Below are 19397 nucleotides of genomic sequence, written 5' to 3'. Positions count from 1 at the left end.
GCCGCTGACGGACTGATGGAGGGAGGGCGCCGGCCTGTGGTCGGCGCCCTCCGCCGCGTTTGTGCCTGTTGCGTCTCGGGCTATTCCTCGATGGCTCCGCCGACTGCTCGCAGATGTTGGCGAAAGGTCAGCGAAGGCGTCTGTCTGCGCCGCGCGAGATAGGCGCCGAACTGCACCTGGATGCGCAGGGAGACACCTGAACGGATCCGGTCGGCCTGGGCGCGTTCGGTGTCGCGGATCGTCTCCGCGAGCGTGAACAGCTCCTCGGCGCGGGCGGCAGGCACAAAGAGCACGCCGTCCTCGTCGCCCAGGACCATGTCCTCGCGGCTCACCGTCCAGTCGCCCACGGTCGCGGACTCCAAGGCATCCTTGGGCTGGACGTCGAGGCTCAGCGGCCCGGTCGAGATCGCTCCCAGGCTGAAGACCGGCAGGCCGATCGCTGTGATGTCGGCCGTGTCGCGATGCAGGCCCCAGATGACGATTCCGTCCAGCCCGGCGGCCTGAGCCTCGAGAACCACAAGGTCACCGACGCAGGCTTCGTCGAGTCGTCCGCGATTGTCGACCACCAGCACATCGCCGGGGCCGGCCCCTTCGAATGCCTCCAGGAAGACGTCGACGCTGCCGACATGCCGGGCCGGAGACACCCGGCCGGCCACTCGGCTGCCGGCTTCCACGGCCTGCATGGGAGCCGGCGCGCAGCGCACCGGGAGCTGGGCGCGAATGCACGCGTCCGCGAGATGAGCAGTGGTCAGCGTCGCAAAGCGCCGCTTCAGGTCTTGCTGATCCATGCGGGGTTTCCTCTCACCCTGCCCACCGTCGCCTCGTTCCAGAGCATTCGCTCACCGACGGTTGCCCATCAGCGCGATGAAGGACTGCGGGTCGGTCTCGAATCCGTGCAGGAGCGCCTGGAACTGCCAGTCGCCCGCCTCGCCGCGGGTGAACTCGCCGACAACGGCGGCGCTGGCCCCTGAGACGTCGGCGAAGTCGTTCTTGCACAGCTCGGTGTGCGCCTCCATCACCCTGACGAGCGGGCTCGCTATGTCACCGAACACCCGCTGTCCGTCCCGCTGCTGAATGACAACGCCGATGACGACACGGCCGTACGCGGCTGCCAGCCGGTCGAACTCCAGCGTCATGACCTCGTCGTTGCCGAAGCCCTGGCCGGTCTTGCTCTCTCTGACGAGCGTGATCGTGCCGTCGGGTGAACGGCTGTCGAAGTGGACGACGTACGCCGCCTTGCCGTAGAGGTCGTCCGCCCGGTACGTCGCGGCGACGATGTCGAGATCGTGGGGCGACTCGCCCAGCGGGCTCGGATCCCACTTGAGGGTCACCTCGGCCCTGCGGACCCCCTTGTTGAGACTGCTCACCAGTTGTCCCTTCCCCGTAACTGCCTGCAGATCTGCACCAGTTGACCGTAGCCGCTCAGCGCGGGCCGCGGCGAGGCGCTCTGTACGCCGCAGTCCTGTGCGCGGCTGTCTGCCGATGGCGAGTCCGGACGGCTCGGCTTCGGAACGGACCGTTCTGGTACCGGAGTTGGCGAAGATTCTCGCTGATGTGTTCGGGATCGAACTGGACGCCGAGGATTCCGCTGAGCTGGTACGAGTGCACTCCGCCGGAGAGTGACCCGCGCCACGCCACGGGCCGTACGATGGCGCGGTGCTGGTCAAGTGGATTCGCTGCACCGTGGTGGACCGTCGAGGGTTCGAGCGGGGGCAGCGGAAGTGGGCGGGGCTGCTGGGTGAGCCGGGTTTTCGGGGACAGGGCGGTGGATGGAGCAAGGGGCGGCCTCATGTCGCCCATGTCTTTACGTTCTGGGAGAGCCGGGCGTTCTACGACTCGTTCATGGCGCGCTCGCACGACAGACTGGCGGCCGGGCAGTCGGGGACGTTCAAGGACAGCCAGGTCAAGCTGTTCGACTACCGCTTCGATGTGAAGACGGGTTTCGAGCCGCGCTTCACGGGCGCCGACGTGGTGCGGGTGGCGCACTGCAAGGTCCGTGCGGACCGGGTCGAGCACTATGCGCTGATGCAGGAGAAGGTGTGGAACCCGGCCATGGCCGGGTCGCCGGGGATGGTGCGCGGCCTGTTCGGCGAGGCGCCGGGCAGCGAGTTCCTGGTCATGTCCATGTGGCAGTCGGACGCCGAGCACGGGAAGTACCGCAGAGAGCGGGTGGAACGGCTGCTGCTCCGCGCGCAGACCGAGGCGGACGTCGCGGCCCTGAGCGGAGACGTCGTGCAGCTCGAACCGTCCTGGACGGTCTGACCGGCCTTCCCCGCGTACGGCCCCGCAGCCGCCGTGCCCGGCCCGATACGCCGGATGGACTCGGGCCGACTGCTCGGCCGGAGCCGGCCCGAACTAGGGTCGAGGCATGGCACGACCGCGACGCATCGTCCTTGTCCGGCACGGCGAGTCGGAGGGGAACGTCGATGACACGGTGTACGAACGCGAGCCCGACCATGCGCTGCGGATGACCACCAAGGGGTGGGCCCAGGCCGAGGAGACGGGCCTCCAGCTGCGTGAGCTGTTCGGAAGCGAGCCGGTCAGCGTCTATGTATCGCCCTACCGCCGCACCCATGAGACCTTCCGCGCGTTCGCTCTCGACCCCTCCTTGGTGCGCGTGCGCGAGGAGCCGCGCCTGCGGGAGCAGGACTGGGGGAACTGGCAGGACCGGGAGGACGTGCGCCTGCAGAAGGCGTACCGCGACTCCTACGGGCACTTCTTCTACCGCCTCGCCCAGGGAGAGTCCGGAGCGGATGTGTACGACCGGGTCGGGGCGTTCCTGGAAAGCCTCTACCGCAGCTTCGAGGCCCCAGACCATCCGCCGAACGTCCTCATCATCACGCACGGACTGACCATGCGGCTGTTCTGCATGCGCTGGTTCCACTGGTCGGTCGCGGAGTTCGAGTCGCTCTCGAATCCGGGCAACGCCGAGACACGGATACTGCAGCTGGGCGAGGACGGCCGCTACACCCTTGACCGGCCGTTCGAGCGCTGGCGTACTCCTGAGCCGTACGGCGTCACCGGATAGAGTGGCAGGAAGATGACCGCTGACTCCACTCGCGACCGGCGCTTTGAACGCGCCCTGGACAGCCTGCGCGGCCTGTCCGTGGGAGACGCCCTGGGCTCCCAGTTCTTCGTTCCTTCGAACTACCCCCTGCTGAAGCGGCGCGAGCTGCCGCCCGGAATCTGGCAGTGGACCGACGACACAGAGATGGCCTGCTCCGTGCTGGCCGTGCTCGCCGAACACGGCCGGGTGGACCAGGACGAGCTGGCCCGCTCCTTCGCCGACCACCACGACTTCGACCGCGGCTACGGCCCCGCCGTCAACCGCATGCTCCGGCTCATCCGCGAGGGCGGCGACTGGCGAGAACTCGCCGCGGCCCTTTTCAACGGTCAGGGCTCGTGGGGTAATGGATCTGCGATGCGGATCGCGCCGCTCGGCGCCTGGTACGCCGACGATCCGGAGCAGGCCACGCACCAGGCCGAAATCTCCTCCTACACCACACACCAGCACCGCGAGGCCGTCGTCGGAGCCATGGCCGTGGCGGCCGCGGCAGCGCTCGCGGCCGATCCGGCAGGCCCGCCCTCGCCCGCGGATCTGCTGGACGGAGTCATCGCGCTCGTACCGCGCAGTGCGGTGGGCGCCGGGCTCCGGCGGGCCCGGGACATGCTGGACTACGGCGACGCCGGGACGGTCGCCGCAGTTCTCGGCAGCGGCAGACGCACGAGCGCGCACGACACGGTGCCGTTCGCACTCTGGTCGGCCGCCCGTTCGCTCGGCGACTTCGAGCGAACGTTCTGGACGACCGCGCAGGTGGGCGGCGATGTGGACACGACATGCGCCATCGCCTGCGGAGTGGTCGCCGCGGGCAAGGCCGGACAGCCGCCGGCGGACTGGCTCCAGCGGACAGAGGACCTCCCGGACTGGTGCCCGACCTGACCTGCTGAGGGACGCCGTCGCGGCGCACGGCCCATGGTCACGGTCCGGCTTCGTCCGGGCCACTGCGTCGTCGTCGCGGTGGCCCGCGACTAGCCTGTCCGTCACGCAACGACGCGCTGGTCATCGCGATTGTGCGCGGCTAAGGCCGGTTCGTGCGACCTGTGCTGTCGGCAGGTGCGATCCGGTCGGGAGGGGGATCCCGTGTCAGACGTACGGTCCACGCAGTCACCGGCTTCCGAGCCGGATCCGGCCGATGAGCAGGACCAGGCCCCGCAGCGGTCGCGGGCAACGACCGACCCGTGGCAGTCGCCGGCCCGGCCGTGGCAGCCCAAGAACGAGCCGAACTCCTGGCTTGCTCGAATACGTCCGCACCCGCCTGCCGCCGTGCAGGCGGCCACACTGTGGTCCGCCCTGGCCACAGCCTTGCTCAGCGCGCTTCTGCTGGGCGACGGGCTCGGCGTGAACCTGCTGATCGTGGCCGTGCCCGCCGTGCTCGGCGCATACTTCGCCGCTCGCGAAGCGGGCCGCCGCCTTCGGCCGTGGACGCTCGTGTGGGCGGTCGGCGGGCTGGCGCTGCTGGTCGTGCCGGCCCTCCGGGACGCGGGCTGGCCCACCTTCCTGGCCGTTGTCGGTGCTCTGGCCGCCGGTTCACTGGCGTTGCACGGCGGCCGCACCTGGCCGGGCGTACTTCTCGGCTCGCTCGGCCTGCTGGACTCGGTCGCGTCGGGCGTGACCTGGGGATGGCGAGGCCTGCGCGAGCGGGCGGGCGGCTCGCAGGGCCGCTGGGGTCCGGTGGTGCGTACGACCGCGGTGGCCGCCGTCCTGCTGGTTGTCTTCGGCGCGCTCTTCGCGGGGGCGGACGCGGCCTTCGCCGATCTCCTCGGCGGGCTGATCCCGGATGTCTCCGTGGCAGACGGGCCGTTGCGCACTTTCCTGTTCGTACTTGGCCTGGTGGGGGCGCTCGCCGCCGCACGCACGGCGGCTGCCCCGGTGCGCTGGGACCGGATCACGGTCCGGCCAGGCCGGGCGCGCTCCCGCTGGGAGTGGGCGCTGCCGCTCGCCGTGCTCGATCTGCTCTTCGCGGCGTTCATCGCGGTTCAGCTCGCCGTGCTCTTCGGTGGCTACGACAAGGTGCTGGACGAGACCGGGCTGACGTACGCCGAGTACGCCAGGCAGGGCTTCTGGCAGTTGCTGTGGGCGACGCTGCTCACCCTGCTGGTGATCGCGCTCGCCCTGCGCTGGGCACCGCGCGGAGCCGCCGGCGACCGCACCCTGGTCCGCGCCGTCCTCGGCACCTTGTGCCTGCTCACCCTGGTGGTCGTGGTCTCGGCGCTGCGGCGACTCGATCTGTACGTCGACGCGTACGGGCTGACCCGGCTGCGGATCTCCGTGGCCGCGATGGAGATCTGGCTCGGTCTGGTGATCGTGCTGATCATGGCGGCCGGGGTTTTCGGGGTGAAGTGGCTGCCGCGCGCCGTCGCGGCGAGCGGCGCGGCCGCCGTCCTCGCCTTCGGCCTGCTCTCGCCGGACGGAATGGTCGCCGATCGCAACGTCGAGCGCTATCAGAAGACCGGGAAGATCGACATCGACTACTTCCAGGAGCTGTCGGCCGATGCGGTGCCGGCTCTGGACCGACTGCCCGAGCCGCTGCGCTCCTGTGCGCTGGAGGGCATAGCCCGGGACCTCATGGACGAGGACCCGCCCTGGTACGCGACGAGTTGGGGCGAGTCGCGGGCGCGGGAGATCTTGGCAAAGCGGGAAGTCGACGCCTATCGCTATGCCTGCGTCGAGCTGCGGGGGCCGGGCGGGGAGGTCGATCGGTACGACCCGGACGCCGGGTTCGAGGAGGAGGGCGAGATCGATCCGTACGGCGTCTGAGTGCCGGACGTACGGGCGCTGAGCGACTGAACCACCGCCTCGGAGCGACGGAAAGGGGTACGGGCCGCACCCCCAAGTACGGCCCGTACCCCCGTTCTGCGCGTCGCCGCTATGCGGCGTGGCCTCCGGGGCCCGTCGTCCCGCTGAGTGCCTCCAGGTCGCTCTTGCGCACCCGGAGGACGAACACAGCCGTGACCACGGCGAGCGCGACCAGGCCCACGCCCGCCCAGAACGAAGTCGCGATGCCTTCGGCGAGGACCTGGTGCCCCCACGGCGGAGGCAGTTCGTGCGTCTTCTCGAATACGGCCTTCTGCGCGGGGGTGGATTCTGCGAGGAAGGACGGCAGCTGCCGCTCGGCCTCGTTGCGGCTCGCGGTGCTGAAGACGGTCACGAGAATCGACAGTCCCAGGGAACCACCCACCATCTGCGTCGCGTTGAGCAGACTGGAGGCCGCGCCCGACTCGTGCTGAGAGACGCCCGAGACCGCCGTCAGTGTCGCTGTCACGAAGACCAGACCCATGCCGAACCCGAAGAGCAGCATCGGTCCGAGTACCCCGCCGAGATACGAGCTGCTGGGATCGAGCGCGGTCAGCCACGCCATGCCTCCGCCGGTGAACACCGCACCGGCCGTCAGGAACGGCTTGGGGCCGAGCACCGGCAGGAGCTTGGAGGAGATGCCTGCCGCGGTGACGATCATCACCGTGACCGGCAGGAAGGCGAGGCCGGCGTCTATGGGGGTGTAGCCCAGTACGTTCTGCACGAACAGCACGATGAAGAAGAACATGCCGAACATCGCCGCGGCGAGGCTCATCATGATCACGTACGTGCCCGAGCGGTTGCGGTCGGCGAACATCCGCAGCGGAGTGATCGGTTCCCGCGCCTTGCGCTCGGTCAGGATGAACGCCGTGAGCAGAACGACCGCCGCGCCGAACGCAGCGAGGGTCAGACCGTCGCTCCACCCGTCCTCGGATGCCCGGATGAACCCGTAGACCAGGGACGCCATACCCGCGGTCGAAGTCAACGCGCCGGCGATGTCGAACTGGCCGGTGTGCCGCTCGGACTCGTTGATGAACACCGGCGCGAGGACGGCAATCAGAATGCCGATCGGCAGGTTGACGTAGAACACCCAGCGCCAGTCCAGCCACTCGGTGAGCATGCCGCCGGCGAGGAGGCCGATGGCCGCGCCACTGGCCGAGACCGCCGCGAAAATGCCGAACGCCCGGTTGCGCTCGGGCCCTTCGCTGAAGGTGGTGGTGATCAGGGCGAGCGCGGTGGGCGAGGCTATGGCGCCGCCTATGCCCTGGAGCGCGCGGGCCGCCAGCATCTGCCACGGCTCCTGGGCGATGCCGCACAGCAGCGAGGCGAAGGTGAAGAGCAGCACGCCGAAGACGAACACCCTGCGGCGACCGAGGATGTCACCTGCCCTGCCGCCCAGCAGCAGGAGTCCGCCAAACGTCAGGGTGTAGGCGTTGACCACCCAGGAGAGCTGGGTTGTGCTGAACTCAAGGGCTCCCTGAATGTGCGGGAGAGCGATATTCACAATCGTCGTGTCGAGGACCACCATGAGCTGCAGGGCGGCAATGACGGTGAGGGCAATCCCTGGGCGGCCCTGCCTGCGGGCCGCCCCTGGTTTGCTCGGAGCCGATAGCTGAGAGGTTGTCACGATGAGTCCCCCACAAGTGTTTTAGTGAACGTAGCCGTTCACTGTCTCGTCAACCGTAGAGAATCCCCCTCAGTGAACGCAAGCGTTCACTGTGCTCGTGTCCCCAACGGAGAGAAGATGATGGCCAATTCGCGCTTGACGGCCGCCGCTGAGACATCCCCGGTCTCGCTGCGCCGTCGAGGGCCAGTGCTGGAACGCGCGATCCTTGAGGCCGCACTGGAGCAGCTGAGTACCGTCGGCTGGAGCGGGCTCACCATGGAAGGCGTCGCCGCCGGGGCGCAGACCGGGAAGGCCGCCGTCTACCGCCGATGGCCGTCGAAGGAGGATCTCGTCGCCGACGCACTGGAGGCGGGACTGCCCAGGCTGGACGAGGCCGCCGACCACGGCAGCATCCGTGAGGACCTCTTCCAACTCTGCCGCCGGGTGCGCGACGCGATGTTCTCAAGGTCCGGCTTCGCGCTCCGTTCCGTCCTTTACGAATGCGACACGGCCGCCGCCGAGCGGTTCCATGCCGTGATCGTGCGCGGCGTCATCGATCCGTCCACACAGCTCTTCCGGGATGTGATGAGCCGCGGCGTCGGACGTGGCGACGTCCGTCCCGACATCACCAGCGAACTCGTCTTCGATGTGATTCCGGGCCTGATGATGTACCGCTCGAAGGTGTGCGGCAGCGAATGGGCCGACGAGGACATCGCCGAGATGATCGATCAGGTGATGGTGCCATTGCTCCGTCCCCGCAAGGGCTGAGCGCGGCCATCGGAATCCGGTTGTTGTGCGTGGGGTCCGGCGGCGTAGGCTTGCTGGCGCCATGCCGTACGAACCACCTACACACACAGTCGAGCGCTCGATTCGAGCCACCACCGGCGCCAAGACCATCGCTGGAGTCGACGAGGTCGGACGCGGGGCGTGGGCCGGTCCGGTCACGGTGTGCGCGGCGGTCACCGGACTGCGCAGACCGCCCGAAGGGCTCACCGACTCCAAGCTGATCAGCCCGAAGCGCCGTGCCGAACTGGCCGTGGAACTGGAGCGGTGGGTCACCTCGCACGCTCTGGGACACGCCTCGCCGGAGGAGATCGACGCCCTCGGGATGACCGCGGCGCTACGCCTCGCCGCCTGCCGCGCCCTCGATGCGCTGCCGGTGCGACCCGATGCGGTCATCCTCGACGGCAAGCACGACTACCTCGGTGACCCCTGGCGCGTTCGTACGGTCATCAAGGGGGACCAGTCCTGTGTCGCGGTCGCTGCCGCCTCGGTGCTCGCCAAGGTGCGCCGGGACGCGATGATGGCGGAACTGCCCGGGGAGTTCGCCGATTTCGGCTTCTCCGCCAACGCCGGATACCCCTCGCCCGTCCACAAGGCCGCCCTCGAAGCCCTGGGCCCCACGCCGTATCACCGGCTCTCGTGGGCCTATCTCGACGCGCTGCCCCGATGGCGGCACCTCAAGAAGGTTCGTCTCTCCGCGGAGGCGGCAGAACTTGAGAGTGGGGGCCAGCTCGGCTTCGAATTCTGAACCGGCCCTGCCAACAGGGCAGTCGCACTTATGTGCCCACCCGCCTATGCCGTTCGAACCGGCATTTGATAGACATCCACCCATGCCTCTCATTCCCGAGGAGCCTCAGATTCACGAGAGTGCCCAGGGTCCCCGCGCCACTCCGGCCGCAGCCGGTACCGCGCCGACCCCTCGTCCCGTACCCGGTCCGCGTTCCATGGCCTCGCCGCGTCCCGGCCACCCGGGCCCCGGTTCCGCCAGGCCCGCCCCGCCCACGCAACGTACGCACACCTCCGCCGGGCAGCCCCAGGCATCCCGGCCCGAGAACCGTTCCCAGCCGCAGATCCAGCTGATCCCCGCTCCGGTGGACGGTGCGCTCGACGCCGCCGGCGAAGCGGTCGACCTGCTGCTCGACACAGGCCGTGCACCGGGCGACGTCCTGGTGCTGACCACCGGTGAACAGCACCCGTGGGCCGCGCACGAACTGTCCTTCGGCGAGCCCGCCTACTGGGCCCAGCACGACGCCCGCGACGACGTCTTCTATGCGGACGCCTCCGCGGCGGGCCGGGCCTCTGCCCGTCCCGTGGTCGTCGTAGCGGTCAACGGAGGCACCGACGACGACGCCGCCCGTGCACTGCCCGCCGCCATGGAGAAGGCGACGGCGCTGCTGATCGTGTGCGGCGACCCCAAGCGGATCAACAACGTCCTCGGCGCGGGCGTCTGAGCCGTACGGCCTTACACGGACCACACGGTCCGGTAGCGGATCCGGCTGCCTCTCCGACAGGCAGCCGGAGGTGGCACCTTCTGCGGGCCTCTGCGCGCCAAAACCCGAGGACGCAGAGGCGGCGGGCTGAAGCGCTCGGGGCGCTCAGCGGGCCGCCGTGCGGCGGAGCGCTTCCGCCGCGCCGCCGGCCGTGCGCAGGGCCAGCGGTTCCGCGACCGCGGTGCCATTGGCGAGGTCGTCCGGTGACGAGGTCGAGTTGGGCCGCCGGCCGCCGCGGCCCTCGCCCAGCACCTGCCAGCCGCCGCGGGTCAGCGTGATGTACGCACCGCAGCGCAGCCCGTGCAGAGTGCACGCGTCCCGCAGCCCCCACATCCAGGCACCGTCCTCCTCCGTCCACCGCTCGTCCCCGTCGCGGCAGTAGAGCAGCACGGCCGTGCGCGCCGGCGTGCGGCGCCGCAGATCGTGCGGGATCACCCGGCGCAGGTGGGCCAGCAGCACGTTCCGGAACTCCCAGCCGTCCACAGGGGCGGCGCGGCGGGCGAACGACGCGCTGGCGGCGAGCCGTTCCTCATGGTCGAGAACGGCGACGACCGCCGTCGCCGGCGTCGGCAGGTGCCGGGAGTGCAGTCCGCTGACCACGTCTCGGGGGTTGCGCAGCAGCGGGATTCCGGCTGCTGCCCACTCGGCGGGCTCGAGCAACCTGGCGAGGTTGCTGGCAGCGTTCGCCGAGGCGGTGATCGAAGTGGCTGCGGACGAAGCGAATCCGAAGGTCACGGTCCTCCCTTCGCATACGCGCCCACAGAGCGGGCAGGGGCGGGTGGGTGCTGGGCGCACCGCGGCACGGCCCTTCCGGACCGCGAACGGACCGTGCGGGGGAGCGCTCCAATTCTTGCTGGCGCCGGGGCATGCGGCAACGAGCAATTTGACGTCGGCGGCGGGAATCGGCGGGTATGACGCTCATATCCCTGCCCAGCAGGCGCCCCGATGACCCTTTCTTTCACGTCTGGACGGCCAGGACCAGCGGAAACACTCCCTTCGCCCCGGACTTGCGCAGCAGCCGCGCCGCCACCGCGAGAGTCCAGCCGCTGTCCGAAAGATCGTCCACCAGTAGTACAGGACCATCGGCCGAGGCCAGCGCCTCGGCCAGCCGGTCCGGCACGGTGAGCGCTTCATGCAGGCCCCGCACCCGCTGGGCGCTGTTGGTGCGCGAGATCGGCGAGTCCCACGCTTCGGGTGTGTACTCGACCGAGCCGAGGAGGGGCATCCGGCCCACCTCGGCGATCCGGCCGCCGAGCGAACCGACCAGTTGAGGCCTGCTGCGCGAGGCGACGGTGACGACACCCACCGGCCTGGCAGGTGCATCCGGCGTGCCGGAGGACCATCCACCGGGACCCTTGGCCCAGTCGGCCAGCACGGTGACGACGGCGTTCACCACATCGTCCGGGACCGGCCCGTCGGGTGACTGCGGCGCCAGCATCGGACGCAGCCGGTTGCCCCAGCCGATGTCGGAGAGCCTGCCGAGCGCCCGGCCCGTGAAGGACTGCTCTCCTTCGGAGATGCGACCCTTGAGGTTCACGCCCACCGCGGGCAGTCCGGTCGGCCACATCTTGCGCGGCTCGACTTCCACGCCCGGCCTGCTCAGCTCCCCGCGTGCGGCGTCCAGAGCCGCGTCGGAGACCTTGTCGCTGAACCGGCTGCCCGAGCAGTTGTCACAGCGCCCGCACGGCGCCGCCTCCTCGTCGTCCAGCTGCCGCCGCAGGAACTCCATCCGGCAGTTCGTCGACCGCGCGTAGTCCCGCATGGCCTGCTGCTCGGTCTCCCGCTGCCGAGCCACCCAGGCGTACCGGTCGGAGTCGTACGACCAGGGCTGCCCGGTGGCGGTCCAACCACCCTTGACCCTGCGCACCGCGCCATCCACATCGAGGACCTTGAGCATCGTCTCCAGGCGAGTACGCCGCAGCTCGACCAATGGCTCCAGCGCGGGCAGCGACAGCGGCCGGTCCGCCTGTGCCAGGACGTCCAGCGTGCGCCGCACCAGTTCCTCGGGCGGGAACGCCACCGAGGCGAAGTACTGCCAGATCGCCTCGTCCTCCCGGCCAGGCAACAGCAGCACCTCCGCATGCTCCACACCGCGGCCGGCCCGGCCCACCTGCTGGTAGTAGGCGATGGGTGAGGATGGAGAGCCGAGATGGACGACAAATCCGAGGTCGGGCTTGTCGAAGCCCATACCCAGAGCGGAGGTGGCGACCAGGGCCTTGACGCGGTTGGCTAGCAGATCCTCCTCCGCCTGCTGCCTGTCCGCGTTCTCCGTGCGGCCGGTGTACGAAGCCACCGTGTGCCCGCACTGGCGCAGATACGCGGTGACCTCCTCGGCCGCCGCGACCGTGAGGGTGTAGATGATGCCGGAGCCCGGCAGCTCGCCGAGATGATCGGCCAGCCAGGCCAGCCGAGTGGCCGCATCCGGCAGCTGGAGCACCCCGAGGCTGAGGCTCTCCCGGTCCAGCGGGCCGCGCAGGACGAGGGCATCCGTGCCCGCCCCCGTCCCCAGCTGCTCGGCGACATCCGCGGTCACCCGAGCATTGGCCGTCGCGGTGGTGGCCAGCACCGGGACACCTGCCGGAAGGTCCGCCAGCATCGTCCGGAGCCGGCGGTAGTCGGGGCGGAAGTCATGGCCCCAGTCAGAGATGCAGTGGGCCTCGTCCACCACGAGCAGACCGGTGGCAGCGGCCAGCTTGGGCAGGACCTGGTCACGGAAGTCCGGATTGTTCAGGCGCTCAGGACTGACCAGCAGCACATCCACCTCGCCGGAGGCCACCTCGGCCTGGACCGTGTCCCACTCCTCGGTATTGGAGGAGTTGATGGTGCGGGCGCGAATGCCGGCGCGCGCCGCCGCATCCACCTGATTGCGCATGAGGGCAAGCAGTGGCGAAACGATCACGGTCGGTCCGCTGCCGCGCTCCCGCAGCAGCGAGGTCGCGACGAAATACACCGCGGACTTGCCCCAGCCGGTCCGCTGTACGACCAGCGCTCGGCGCTTGTCGGCGACGAGCGCCTCGATCGCCCGCCACTGGTCTTCGCGCAGCCGGGCCGTGCCGGTGGTGTCCGAGACGAGGCGGGCGAGGACGGCATCGGCCGAGGCCCTGAGGTCTCCGGAAGCTACGAGGTCTGCGTTGGTCATGCCCCCATGCAACCTGATCGCACCGACAAAGCGCGAACGCGGACGCGAGCCTGTGGATAACGTTATCCACAGGGGTCGCGAGGCTGAACTCTTCGCGAGACGGTCTTGCCATGAACAAGCGCCACGAACCCACCCGCCAGACCGACGAGCAGCAGATCACCCTCCGCAGCCCGGCCGAACTGGCCGATGCTCTCCCGTACATGATGGGCTTTCATCCCACCGATTCGATCGTGCTCGTCGCGCTGCACGGCAGCCGCGGACGCTTCGGCGGGCGGCTGAGAATGGGAATTCCCCACTCACCGCGCGAATGGTCGCCCGTCGCACAGCAACTGGCGGAATGCCTGGTCGAAGGAAGTGAGCGCCGCGGGTACCGCCCTGACGGAATCGTTGTCTTCCTCTGCCAGGACCCGGCCGAAGGTGAGACCAGCCACGGCGTGATGGAGCGGTTGCGTCCGCTCGCACAGGGGTTGCGGACCGCCTGCGGCACCCTCGAGGTGCCCGTCTACGAAGCGATGTGCATTTCCGACGGTCGCTACTGGTCCTACTGCTGCCCCGACGCGCGCTGCTGCCCACCGGAAGGAAGGGCGCTCGCTATCCCCGGAACATCGGTGATGGCAGCGGCCGCCGCCTATGCGGGCATCCAAGTCCGCGGATCCCTGCGGGAGATGGAAGCGCGACTCGAGCCCTGGACCACGCCGTCCGCCGCAGAGCAGGAGATAGCGCTGGACACGGCGGGTACGGCGATCGTGCCCAGGATCCTGTTCGGCGCAGCGCGCGAAGAGGTCGCCGGGGAGACGCTCACGCTCGCCCGGGAGGTGATGGCGCGCATCGCGCAGACACCCCGGCCCACCACGCGGGCCGAAGCGGATGCGGCCGACGACCGCCTCATCACCCATGACGAGGCCGCAACGATCATCCTCGGCCTCCAAGACCGGGACACCAGGGACCGGGCCGCGCAGTGGATGGAAGGGCCGGACGCGGATTGCGCACTGCGGCTCTGGCGGGCGCTGTCCCGGCGCTGCGTCGGCTCCTACGCAGAGCACGCAGCCGCACCGCTGACCCTCGCAGGCTGGGTCGCGTGGTCCACCGGTGACGAACCCGGCGCGCGGGTGGCACTCGGACTCGCTCTGCGCGTCGACCCCGAGTACGTCTTCGCCCGCCTGTTGCACCAGGCCTGCAACGAGGGACTTGATCCGGAGACGCTGCGCAACTGTCTGCGCAAGGAGCAGTCCACGCAGGACACCTCCCCGGCTGGGGCCATCGACGAGCGCGACGAGCGCGATGAGACCGATGAAACCGATGAGCGCCAGCGGCGCTCGCACGGCCGCCGGGTCCGGCCGCCCCGGGGAAGGAAACCCTCGAGCCCCAACAGGAGCCGCAACGAAAAGGCATCCCGGACCTCGGCCGGTGCTCGCCCCCGTCCTCGAAAGGCCGTGGCGAGCCCAGCCGGAAGCCGAAACCGGAAGCCGACCGACGCGGGAAACCGCGGTCGAGCAAACGGCGACACAGAGCAACGCGACGCACGGAGCGAACGATGACCGCGTGACCTGGCTGCCTGCGCCGACGTTCACCGTCGTGGCCGGGTCGCACGCCCCGTGCCGTCGCCCTCGCAGCGGCTGTCCTGAGCGCACGGAAGGCACAGCAGACCACCCATGGCCCTCATCGCCCCACGCCCGCCCCGCCCACCGCAGCCGGGACAGGGCCCCGGCCCCGTGCCGCCAACAGCGGGACGGTCCGGCGAGCTGCCCCCTGCCCACACCGCGCTCATCTGCGTCGCACTGCCCTGCCTGGCGATCTCTCCCGAGCACGGCCAGCTCACCGGGCGAGGTCTCGAAGGCGTCTACCAGTCGGGTCGCCGACTGCTCTCCCGCTGCCAGTTGCGCGTGGCCGGACGTGAACCGGTCGCGGTGCAGGGCCGGTTGGTCTCCGCGGGCCGCGCACGCTTCGTCGCAGTCGCGCGTACGCCTGCCGACTCCGGACCCGACCCGGAGATCGCCGTGGAGCGGACGCGCGACGCCGACGGCACGGAACGGATCACCTTGCGCAGCTCGGCAAGCAGACCGCTTCGGCTGCCCGTGGAAATCGCGCTCGGCACCGATCTCGCGGATCTGGCGGCGATCGCGGCCGGGCGCCCAGGTCCCGAACTGCCGCCCAGCGTCCACGCCTCAGGCATGCGCTGGACAGCTGGCCCCGGTGCCCACGCGCTGGTCACCGCCGATCCGCACCCGAAGGACGCCCTCGCTTCCGCCGGACTCCTGCGCTGGGAGCTGGAGCTCGCGCCCGGGGCCGCGCGCACGATCGATCTGCGTGTCCGCTCCGACGGCCGGGGCAGATGGGCGCCTGGATCCGGCCGACCTGCCCGTGCGTCCGGCCGCACCGGCAGCCACCTCCTGTCCGATGCCCGGGTCGAGGGCGACGATCCGCGGCTGGAGACCCTGCTCCGAACCAGCCAGGACGACCTCAGGGCGCTGCTGCTGCGGGACCCGGGAGGATCCGCGGACATGTACCCGGCGGCGGGCGCGCCCTGGCGCTGCGGGCCGGCACCCGCCGAAGCGCTGTGGGCCGCGCGGATGGCGCTCCCGCTCTCCACCCGGCTCGCCGCGGCCACCCTGCGCACCTTCGGACGCACCCAACTGGCCGGACCGGGACCGGACTTCGGGCGCATCCCCGGGGCGCTGCGGGACGCAGGCCCGCATCTGCCGCCGAGTTGCACGGGCGTCGAGGCCACCCTCGCATTCCCGGCGGTCCTTGCCGAGGCATGGCGGTGGGGGCTGCCGGACCAGGAGCTGGCTGGGCTGCTGCCGGTGGCGGAGCGCTGTCTGCGCTGGTTGCGGCAGGCCGCCGGCGACGACGGAACCTTGTCCGAGCCAGGCGCATACGGAGTGCAGAGGGCCGAGACGCAGGCGCACGCGCATCGGGCCGCGGTCCTCGGAGCCGACCTGCTGGCGGCGTACGGCCGTCCCGGTGCCGACGAATGGCGCGAGTGGGCGAGTGCCCTGCGCCGGCGGTTCCAGCAGGGCTTCTGGATCGACGACCGGGCGGGCGGTCGGCCGGCGGCGGCGCGGCTGGGGGACGGCCGGCTTGTGGCGCACCTGGGTGGGAGCGCCGCGCACCTCCTCGACACCGGCCTGCTCGGCGGTGGGCGGCTTGCGCCCGGACTGCTCGACAGGGTGCAGACCGAGCAGCTGGCCCGACTGCTCGGCGGGCCGGCACTGGACTCCGGCTGGGGGCTGCGCAGCCTGAGCAGGAAGGAGCCGGGGCACAACCCGTTCGGCCACCGGGCCGGAGCCGTGAGGGTGCACGAGACCGCGGTCGCGGTCGCGGGTCTGGCGGCCGGTGGGTACGAGAAGGAGGCGGTAGGGCTGCTGCGCGGTGTGCTCGATGCGGCGGAGGCGTTCGGGTACCGGCTGCCGGAGATGTACGCGGGAGAGCAGCGGACTGCGGACGGGCTGCCCGTGCCGCACCCGGCGGCGTGCCGCCCTGCGGCGCTGTCCGCGGCCGCCGGGATCCATCTGCTGACCACGCTGGCGGGCATTCGCCCCGACGCCCCCGCCGGTGCGGTCGCACTGCATCCGGTGCGCTGCGCTCCGCTGGGCGCGGTGCGGATCTCCGGGCTGTACGTCGCCGGTGAGCCCTTCGCCGTGCGGATCAGCAGGCTCGGGCAGGGCATGGTCGAGGAGGCCGCACAAGGTCTCCAGCTGGGGGTGTGAGCGGGCGGGCGGGGAGGGTGGGCGGGGGTGGGGGAGGGGGGAAGAAACCGAACCCGCAGCCACCGAAACGAGTGTTTATCGTCAGGCAGACGACTATGATCACGGCATGTCTCCCTACGACCCGTCGGCCTTTCCTCCGTTCGCTGTCACCGTCGACCTGGTCGTGCTCACCGTGCGTCGTCATGCGCTGTGCGCGCTGGTCGTACGCCGCGGAGAGCCGCCGTTCCAGGGTCGCTGGGCGCTGCCCGGTGGCTTTGTGCGGGGCGACGAGGATCTGGCAGCGGCAGCGGCGCGGGAGCTCGCCGAGGAGACCGGGCTGTGCGTGCACGACCCCGGCTCGCCGGCGGCCGCGGGCAACGGCGCGCATCTCGAGCAGCTCGCCACGTACGGCGACCCCAAACGGGACCCCCGGATGCGGGTCGTCAGCGTCGCCCACCTGGTGCTGGCGCCCGATCTGCCCGCGCCAAGGGCGGGCGGCGACGCGAACAGCGCACGCTGGGCGTCCGTCGAGGATCTCCTCGGCCAGGAGAACGGGTTCGGCAGGGACGACGAGCAGTCCGCGCCGCTCGCCTTCGACCATGCGCGGATCCTCGGTGACGGGGTGGAACGGGCCCGTTCCAAGATCGAGTACTCCTCGCTGGCCACGGCCTTCTGCCCGCCGGAGTTCACGGTCGGCGAGTTGCGACGGGTGTACGAGGCGGTGTGGGGAGTCGCCCTCGACCCGCGGAACTTCCACCGCAAGGTGACCGGCACCCCTGGATTCCTGGTGCCCGCCGGCGGCACGACCACCCGTCAGGGCGGCCGTCCCGCACAGCTGTTCAGGGCCGGCGGCGCGACCATCCTCAATCCGCCGATGCTGCGCCCCGAGGTCTGACAGACACCCACAACGAACCGGCACAGGTTCGACGGGCCCTGACACCCCGTTCGCTCGCTGCACAAAAAGTCGGAAATGTCGCGTTATCGTGCTTCGGTACCCACCCTGCCGCCGAGCGGTCTCACCTCCGCCCTTCCGCCGTCCCGCGAGAGTAGCGATGCTCCAGGCCTTCGGACTGACCAGCGCCCACCGCCGAACCCTTCCGCCCGCCGTCGACGACCTCACGTTCGAGGCCCGGCCGGGCCGGGTCACGGCTCTCCTCGGTGCGGCCGGATCGGGCAAATCGACGGCGCTGCGTCTGATGCTGGAGCTGGAATCCGGCCGGGGCGTCACCTACTTCCGCGGGAACCCCCTCCATCGCATCGCCCACCCCGCCCGCGAGGTGGGCGTGCTGCTCGGCGATGTACCGGGGCATCCTTCACGGACCGCGCGTGGGCAGCTCCGTATGCTCTGCGCCGCCGCGGGCGTTCCTGTCTCCCGCGCCGACGAGGCGCTCAAGGCCGTCGGCCTCGCCGGCCTCGGAGGCCGGCGCATCGGCACGCTCTCGCTCGGCATGGACCGCAGACTCGGGCTGGCCTCCGCCCTGTTGGGCGACCCGCAGACGCTCATCCTCGACGAGCCTTCCAAGGGGCTTGCGCCCGGTGAGAACAGCTGGCTGTACGGACTGCTGCGCGGACACGCAGACAACGGCGGAACGGTTCTCTTCACCACCGCCGATCCCAAGGAGGCCGCCCGTATTGCGGACCGCGTCGTCACCATCGACGCCGGCCGACGCGTCGCCGACCAGGACGCGACCGACTTCTCCCGCACCAGGCTCCGCCCCCGCATCGCCGTCCGTACCCCGCACGCCGCGCGCCTCGCCGCTGTCGTCCACCGTGAGGCGCGCGCCGCCCAACGCTCCGTCGAAGTGATCGCCGAGAGCAGCAATCTGCTCTCCGTGTACGGCAGTACCTGCGCGGAAGTAGGCGAAACCGCCTTCCGGCACGGCGTACTCGTCCACCGGCTCACCGACGAGATCGGTGACACCGGCCCCCAGCCCCAGCCCGACACCGGACCCCAGCCTGGCACCGGCCCCGAACCTGCCGCCCACAACGAGGAACGGCCTCCCGCACAGGCTCCCGGATCGCCGCCACGCTCGCCGCGTCCTGTGTCCAGCCCCGTGAGGCCGCTGCGTTACGAGCTGCGCCGCCTGCTCGGAGTCCGTACCACCGCTCTCATCGCGACCGCCGCCATCGTCGCCTCGCTCGCTCTGTGCGTACTGCTCGCCCGTTCCAGGGGCACGCCGGTGCCCGTGGCTCTCGCCGCATGGCCGGAGTTTCTTCCGCTGCCGCCCGCGGCGTTCGGCGCCGGGCTGATCGGAGCGCTCTCCTTCGGCGAGGAGCACCGCTATCCCGCTCTCGCCGCCGCCCGCGGCACCGTGCCACGCCGTCTCGGTCTCCTCCTCGCCAAGCTTGCAGTGACCGCCGCAGCGGCGCTGTTGCTCGCACTGCTCGTGGTGGTGGCCGACGATCAGGTCCTGCGCCTCGTCTACGGAAGCGATTTGACCGCACTGCCGCAGAACTGGCCGACCCAGGCCGCCAGTTGGTGCGGACTGTCGGTCGGCTGCGCCTGGGCCGGTCTGCTCGCCGCCGGCGTGTTCCGGGTCACGGCCGCCGGAGTGGCGGCTGTCCTCGCCGTACCGGTCCTCATCGCGCCACTCGTACAGAAGACGATTGTCGTTCCGTCAGCGCGTTCGATCGCCGGACTCCCGGGCAGAATCCGCGAACTGGCCTGGGTGCGGCTGCCGGTGCAGGCCGACGAGTGGCTGATGGCCGTGGTGCATGTAATGGCTCAACCTGTGGGAGTGGCGCTGGCGTTGTCGGTCTCGGTCCTGATCTGCGCATATCTGTTCACGGGCCTTCGTGGCCGGGCCCGTTGGTGATCATGATCGACCGGTACTCC

16 protein-coding genes are annotated in these 19397 nt (G+C 70.5%); 11 read left to right on the top strand and 5 right to left on the bottom strand.

Annotated features, from left to right (window positions below; translation table 11 throughout):
- Positions 1–80 precede the first annotated feature (80 nt).
- Together ACH4YL_RS19845 and ACH4YL_RS19840 are read right to left on the bottom strand one after the other, a co-directional pair.
- On the bottom strand, positions 81–788 hold the full coding sequence (locus ACH4YL_RS19845; protein WP_398508674.1) for an RraA family protein: 708 nt from the start codon (positions 786–788) through the stop codon (positions 81–83).
- Between the two features lie 51 nt (positions 789–839).
- Positions 840–1367, bottom strand: a complete 528-nt coding sequence (locus ACH4YL_RS19840) for a TerD family protein (protein ID WP_398508673.1) — start codon at positions 1365–1367, stop codon at positions 840–842.
- A 289-nt stretch (positions 1368–1656) separates the two neighbouring features.
- Between ACH4YL_RS19840 and ACH4YL_RS19835 the strand changes: the two genes are divergently transcribed.
- From ACH4YL_RS19835 to ACH4YL_RS19820, 4 genes are all read left to right on the top strand, one after another.
- On the top strand, positions 1657–2262 hold the full coding sequence (locus ACH4YL_RS19835; protein WP_398508672.1) for a YdbC family protein: 606 nt from the start codon (positions 1657–1659) through the stop codon (positions 2260–2262).
- A gap of 106 nt (positions 2263–2368) precedes the next feature.
- Positions 2369–3028 carry a histidine phosphatase family protein gene (locus ACH4YL_RS19830; RefSeq protein WP_398508671.1) on the top strand — a complete coding sequence of 220 codons (660 nt, stop codon included), beginning with the start codon at positions 2369–2371 and terminating at the stop codon, positions 3026–3028.
- Between the two features lie 12 nt (positions 3029–3040).
- Entirely contained in the window at positions 3041–3940 is a 900-nt protein-coding gene (locus ACH4YL_RS19825; protein ID WP_398508670.1) for an ADP-ribosylglycohydrolase family protein, read from the top strand.
- Between the two features lie 174 nt (positions 3941–4114).
- Positions 4115–5818 (top strand): DUF4153 domain-containing protein, encoded by a 1704-nt coding sequence (locus ACH4YL_RS19820; protein WP_398508669.1) that lies wholly within the window; start codon positions 4115–4117, stop codon positions 5816–5818.
- 109 nt (positions 5819–5927) lie between these two features.
- On the opposite strand, the gene ACH4YL_RS19815 is transcribed toward ACH4YL_RS19820, so the two are convergent.
- On the bottom strand, positions 5928–7481 hold the full coding sequence (locus tag ACH4YL_RS19815) for an MFS transporter (protein ID WP_398508668.1): 1554 nt from the start codon (positions 7479–7481) through the stop codon (positions 5928–5930).
- A gap of 120 nt (positions 7482–7601) precedes the next feature.
- On the opposite strand from ACH4YL_RS19815, the gene ACH4YL_RS19810 reads away from it, so the two are divergent.
- The 3 genes from ACH4YL_RS19810 to ACH4YL_RS19800 all read left to right on the top strand — a co-directional run bounded on the left by ACH4YL_RS19810 (position 7602) and on the right by ACH4YL_RS19800 (position 9694).
- On the top strand, positions 7602–8228 hold the full coding sequence (locus ACH4YL_RS19810) for a TetR/AcrR family transcriptional regulator (RefSeq protein WP_398508667.1): 627 nt from the start codon (positions 7602–7604) through the stop codon (positions 8226–8228).
- A gap of 61 nt (positions 8229–8289) precedes the next feature.
- Positions 8290–8991 carry a ribonuclease HII gene (locus ACH4YL_RS19805; RefSeq protein WP_398508666.1) on the top strand — a complete coding sequence of 234 codons (702 nt, stop codon included), beginning with the start codon at positions 8290–8292 and terminating at the stop codon, positions 8989–8991.
- Between the two features lie 82 nt (positions 8992–9073).
- Positions 9074–9694: a hypothetical protein gene (locus ACH4YL_RS19800; RefSeq protein ID WP_398508665.1), complete on the top strand. Its 621-nt coding sequence runs from the start codon at positions 9074–9076 to the stop codon at positions 9692–9694.
- Positions 9695–9838: 144 nt separating this feature from the next.
- Here the strand turns inward: ACH4YL_RS19800 and ACH4YL_RS19795 are convergent, their stop codons facing one another.
- Together ACH4YL_RS19795 and ACH4YL_RS19790 are read right to left on the bottom strand one after the other, a co-directional pair.
- A complete protein-coding gene (locus ACH4YL_RS19795; RefSeq protein WP_398508664.1) occupies positions 9839–10468 on the bottom strand; it encodes a hypothetical protein in 630 nt (209 codons plus the stop codon).
- 223 nt (positions 10469–10691) lie between these two features.
- On the bottom strand, positions 10692–12872 hold the full coding sequence (locus ACH4YL_RS19790; protein WP_398508663.1) for a RecQ family ATP-dependent DNA helicase: 2181 nt from the start codon (positions 12870–12872) through the stop codon (positions 10692–10694).
- A gap of 110 nt (positions 12873–12982) precedes the next feature.
- Here ACH4YL_RS19790 and ACH4YL_RS19785 point away from each other — a divergent pair, with 110 nt between their 5' ends.
- The 4 genes from ACH4YL_RS19785 (at position 12983) to ACH4YL_RS19770 (ending at position 19377) form a co-directional block, all read left to right on the top strand.
- Complete coding sequence (locus ACH4YL_RS19785; protein WP_398508662.1) at positions 12983–14410, top strand: DUF4192 domain-containing protein; 1428 nt, start codon at positions 12983–12985, stop codon at positions 14408–14410.
- Between the two features lie 114 nt (positions 14411–14524).
- The gene (locus tag ACH4YL_RS19780) at positions 14525–16582 is read left to right on the top strand and encodes a glycogen debranching N-terminal domain-containing protein (protein ID WP_398508661.1); all 2058 of its coding nucleotides are present in this window, start codon (positions 14525–14527) and stop codon (positions 16580–16582) included.
- A 106-nt stretch (positions 16583–16688) separates the two neighbouring features.
- Positions 16689–17456, top strand: a complete 768-nt coding sequence (locus ACH4YL_RS19775) for an NUDIX hydrolase (RefSeq protein WP_398508660.1) — start codon at positions 16689–16691, stop codon at positions 17454–17456.
- 157 nt (positions 17457–17613) lie between these two features.
- A complete protein-coding gene (locus tag ACH4YL_RS19770; RefSeq protein ID WP_398508659.1) occupies positions 17614–19377 on the top strand; it encodes an ATP-binding cassette domain-containing protein in 1764 nt (587 codons plus the stop codon).
- Positions 19378–19397: the final 20 nt, after the last annotated feature.

Origin of the sequence: Streptomyces sp. NPDC020681, assembly GCF_044334895.1 — a bacterium.
GTDB lineage: Bacteria > Actinomycetota > Actinomycetes > Streptomycetales > Streptomycetaceae > Streptomyces.
This window is presented reverse-complemented; position numbering and strand designations above follow the sequence as displayed.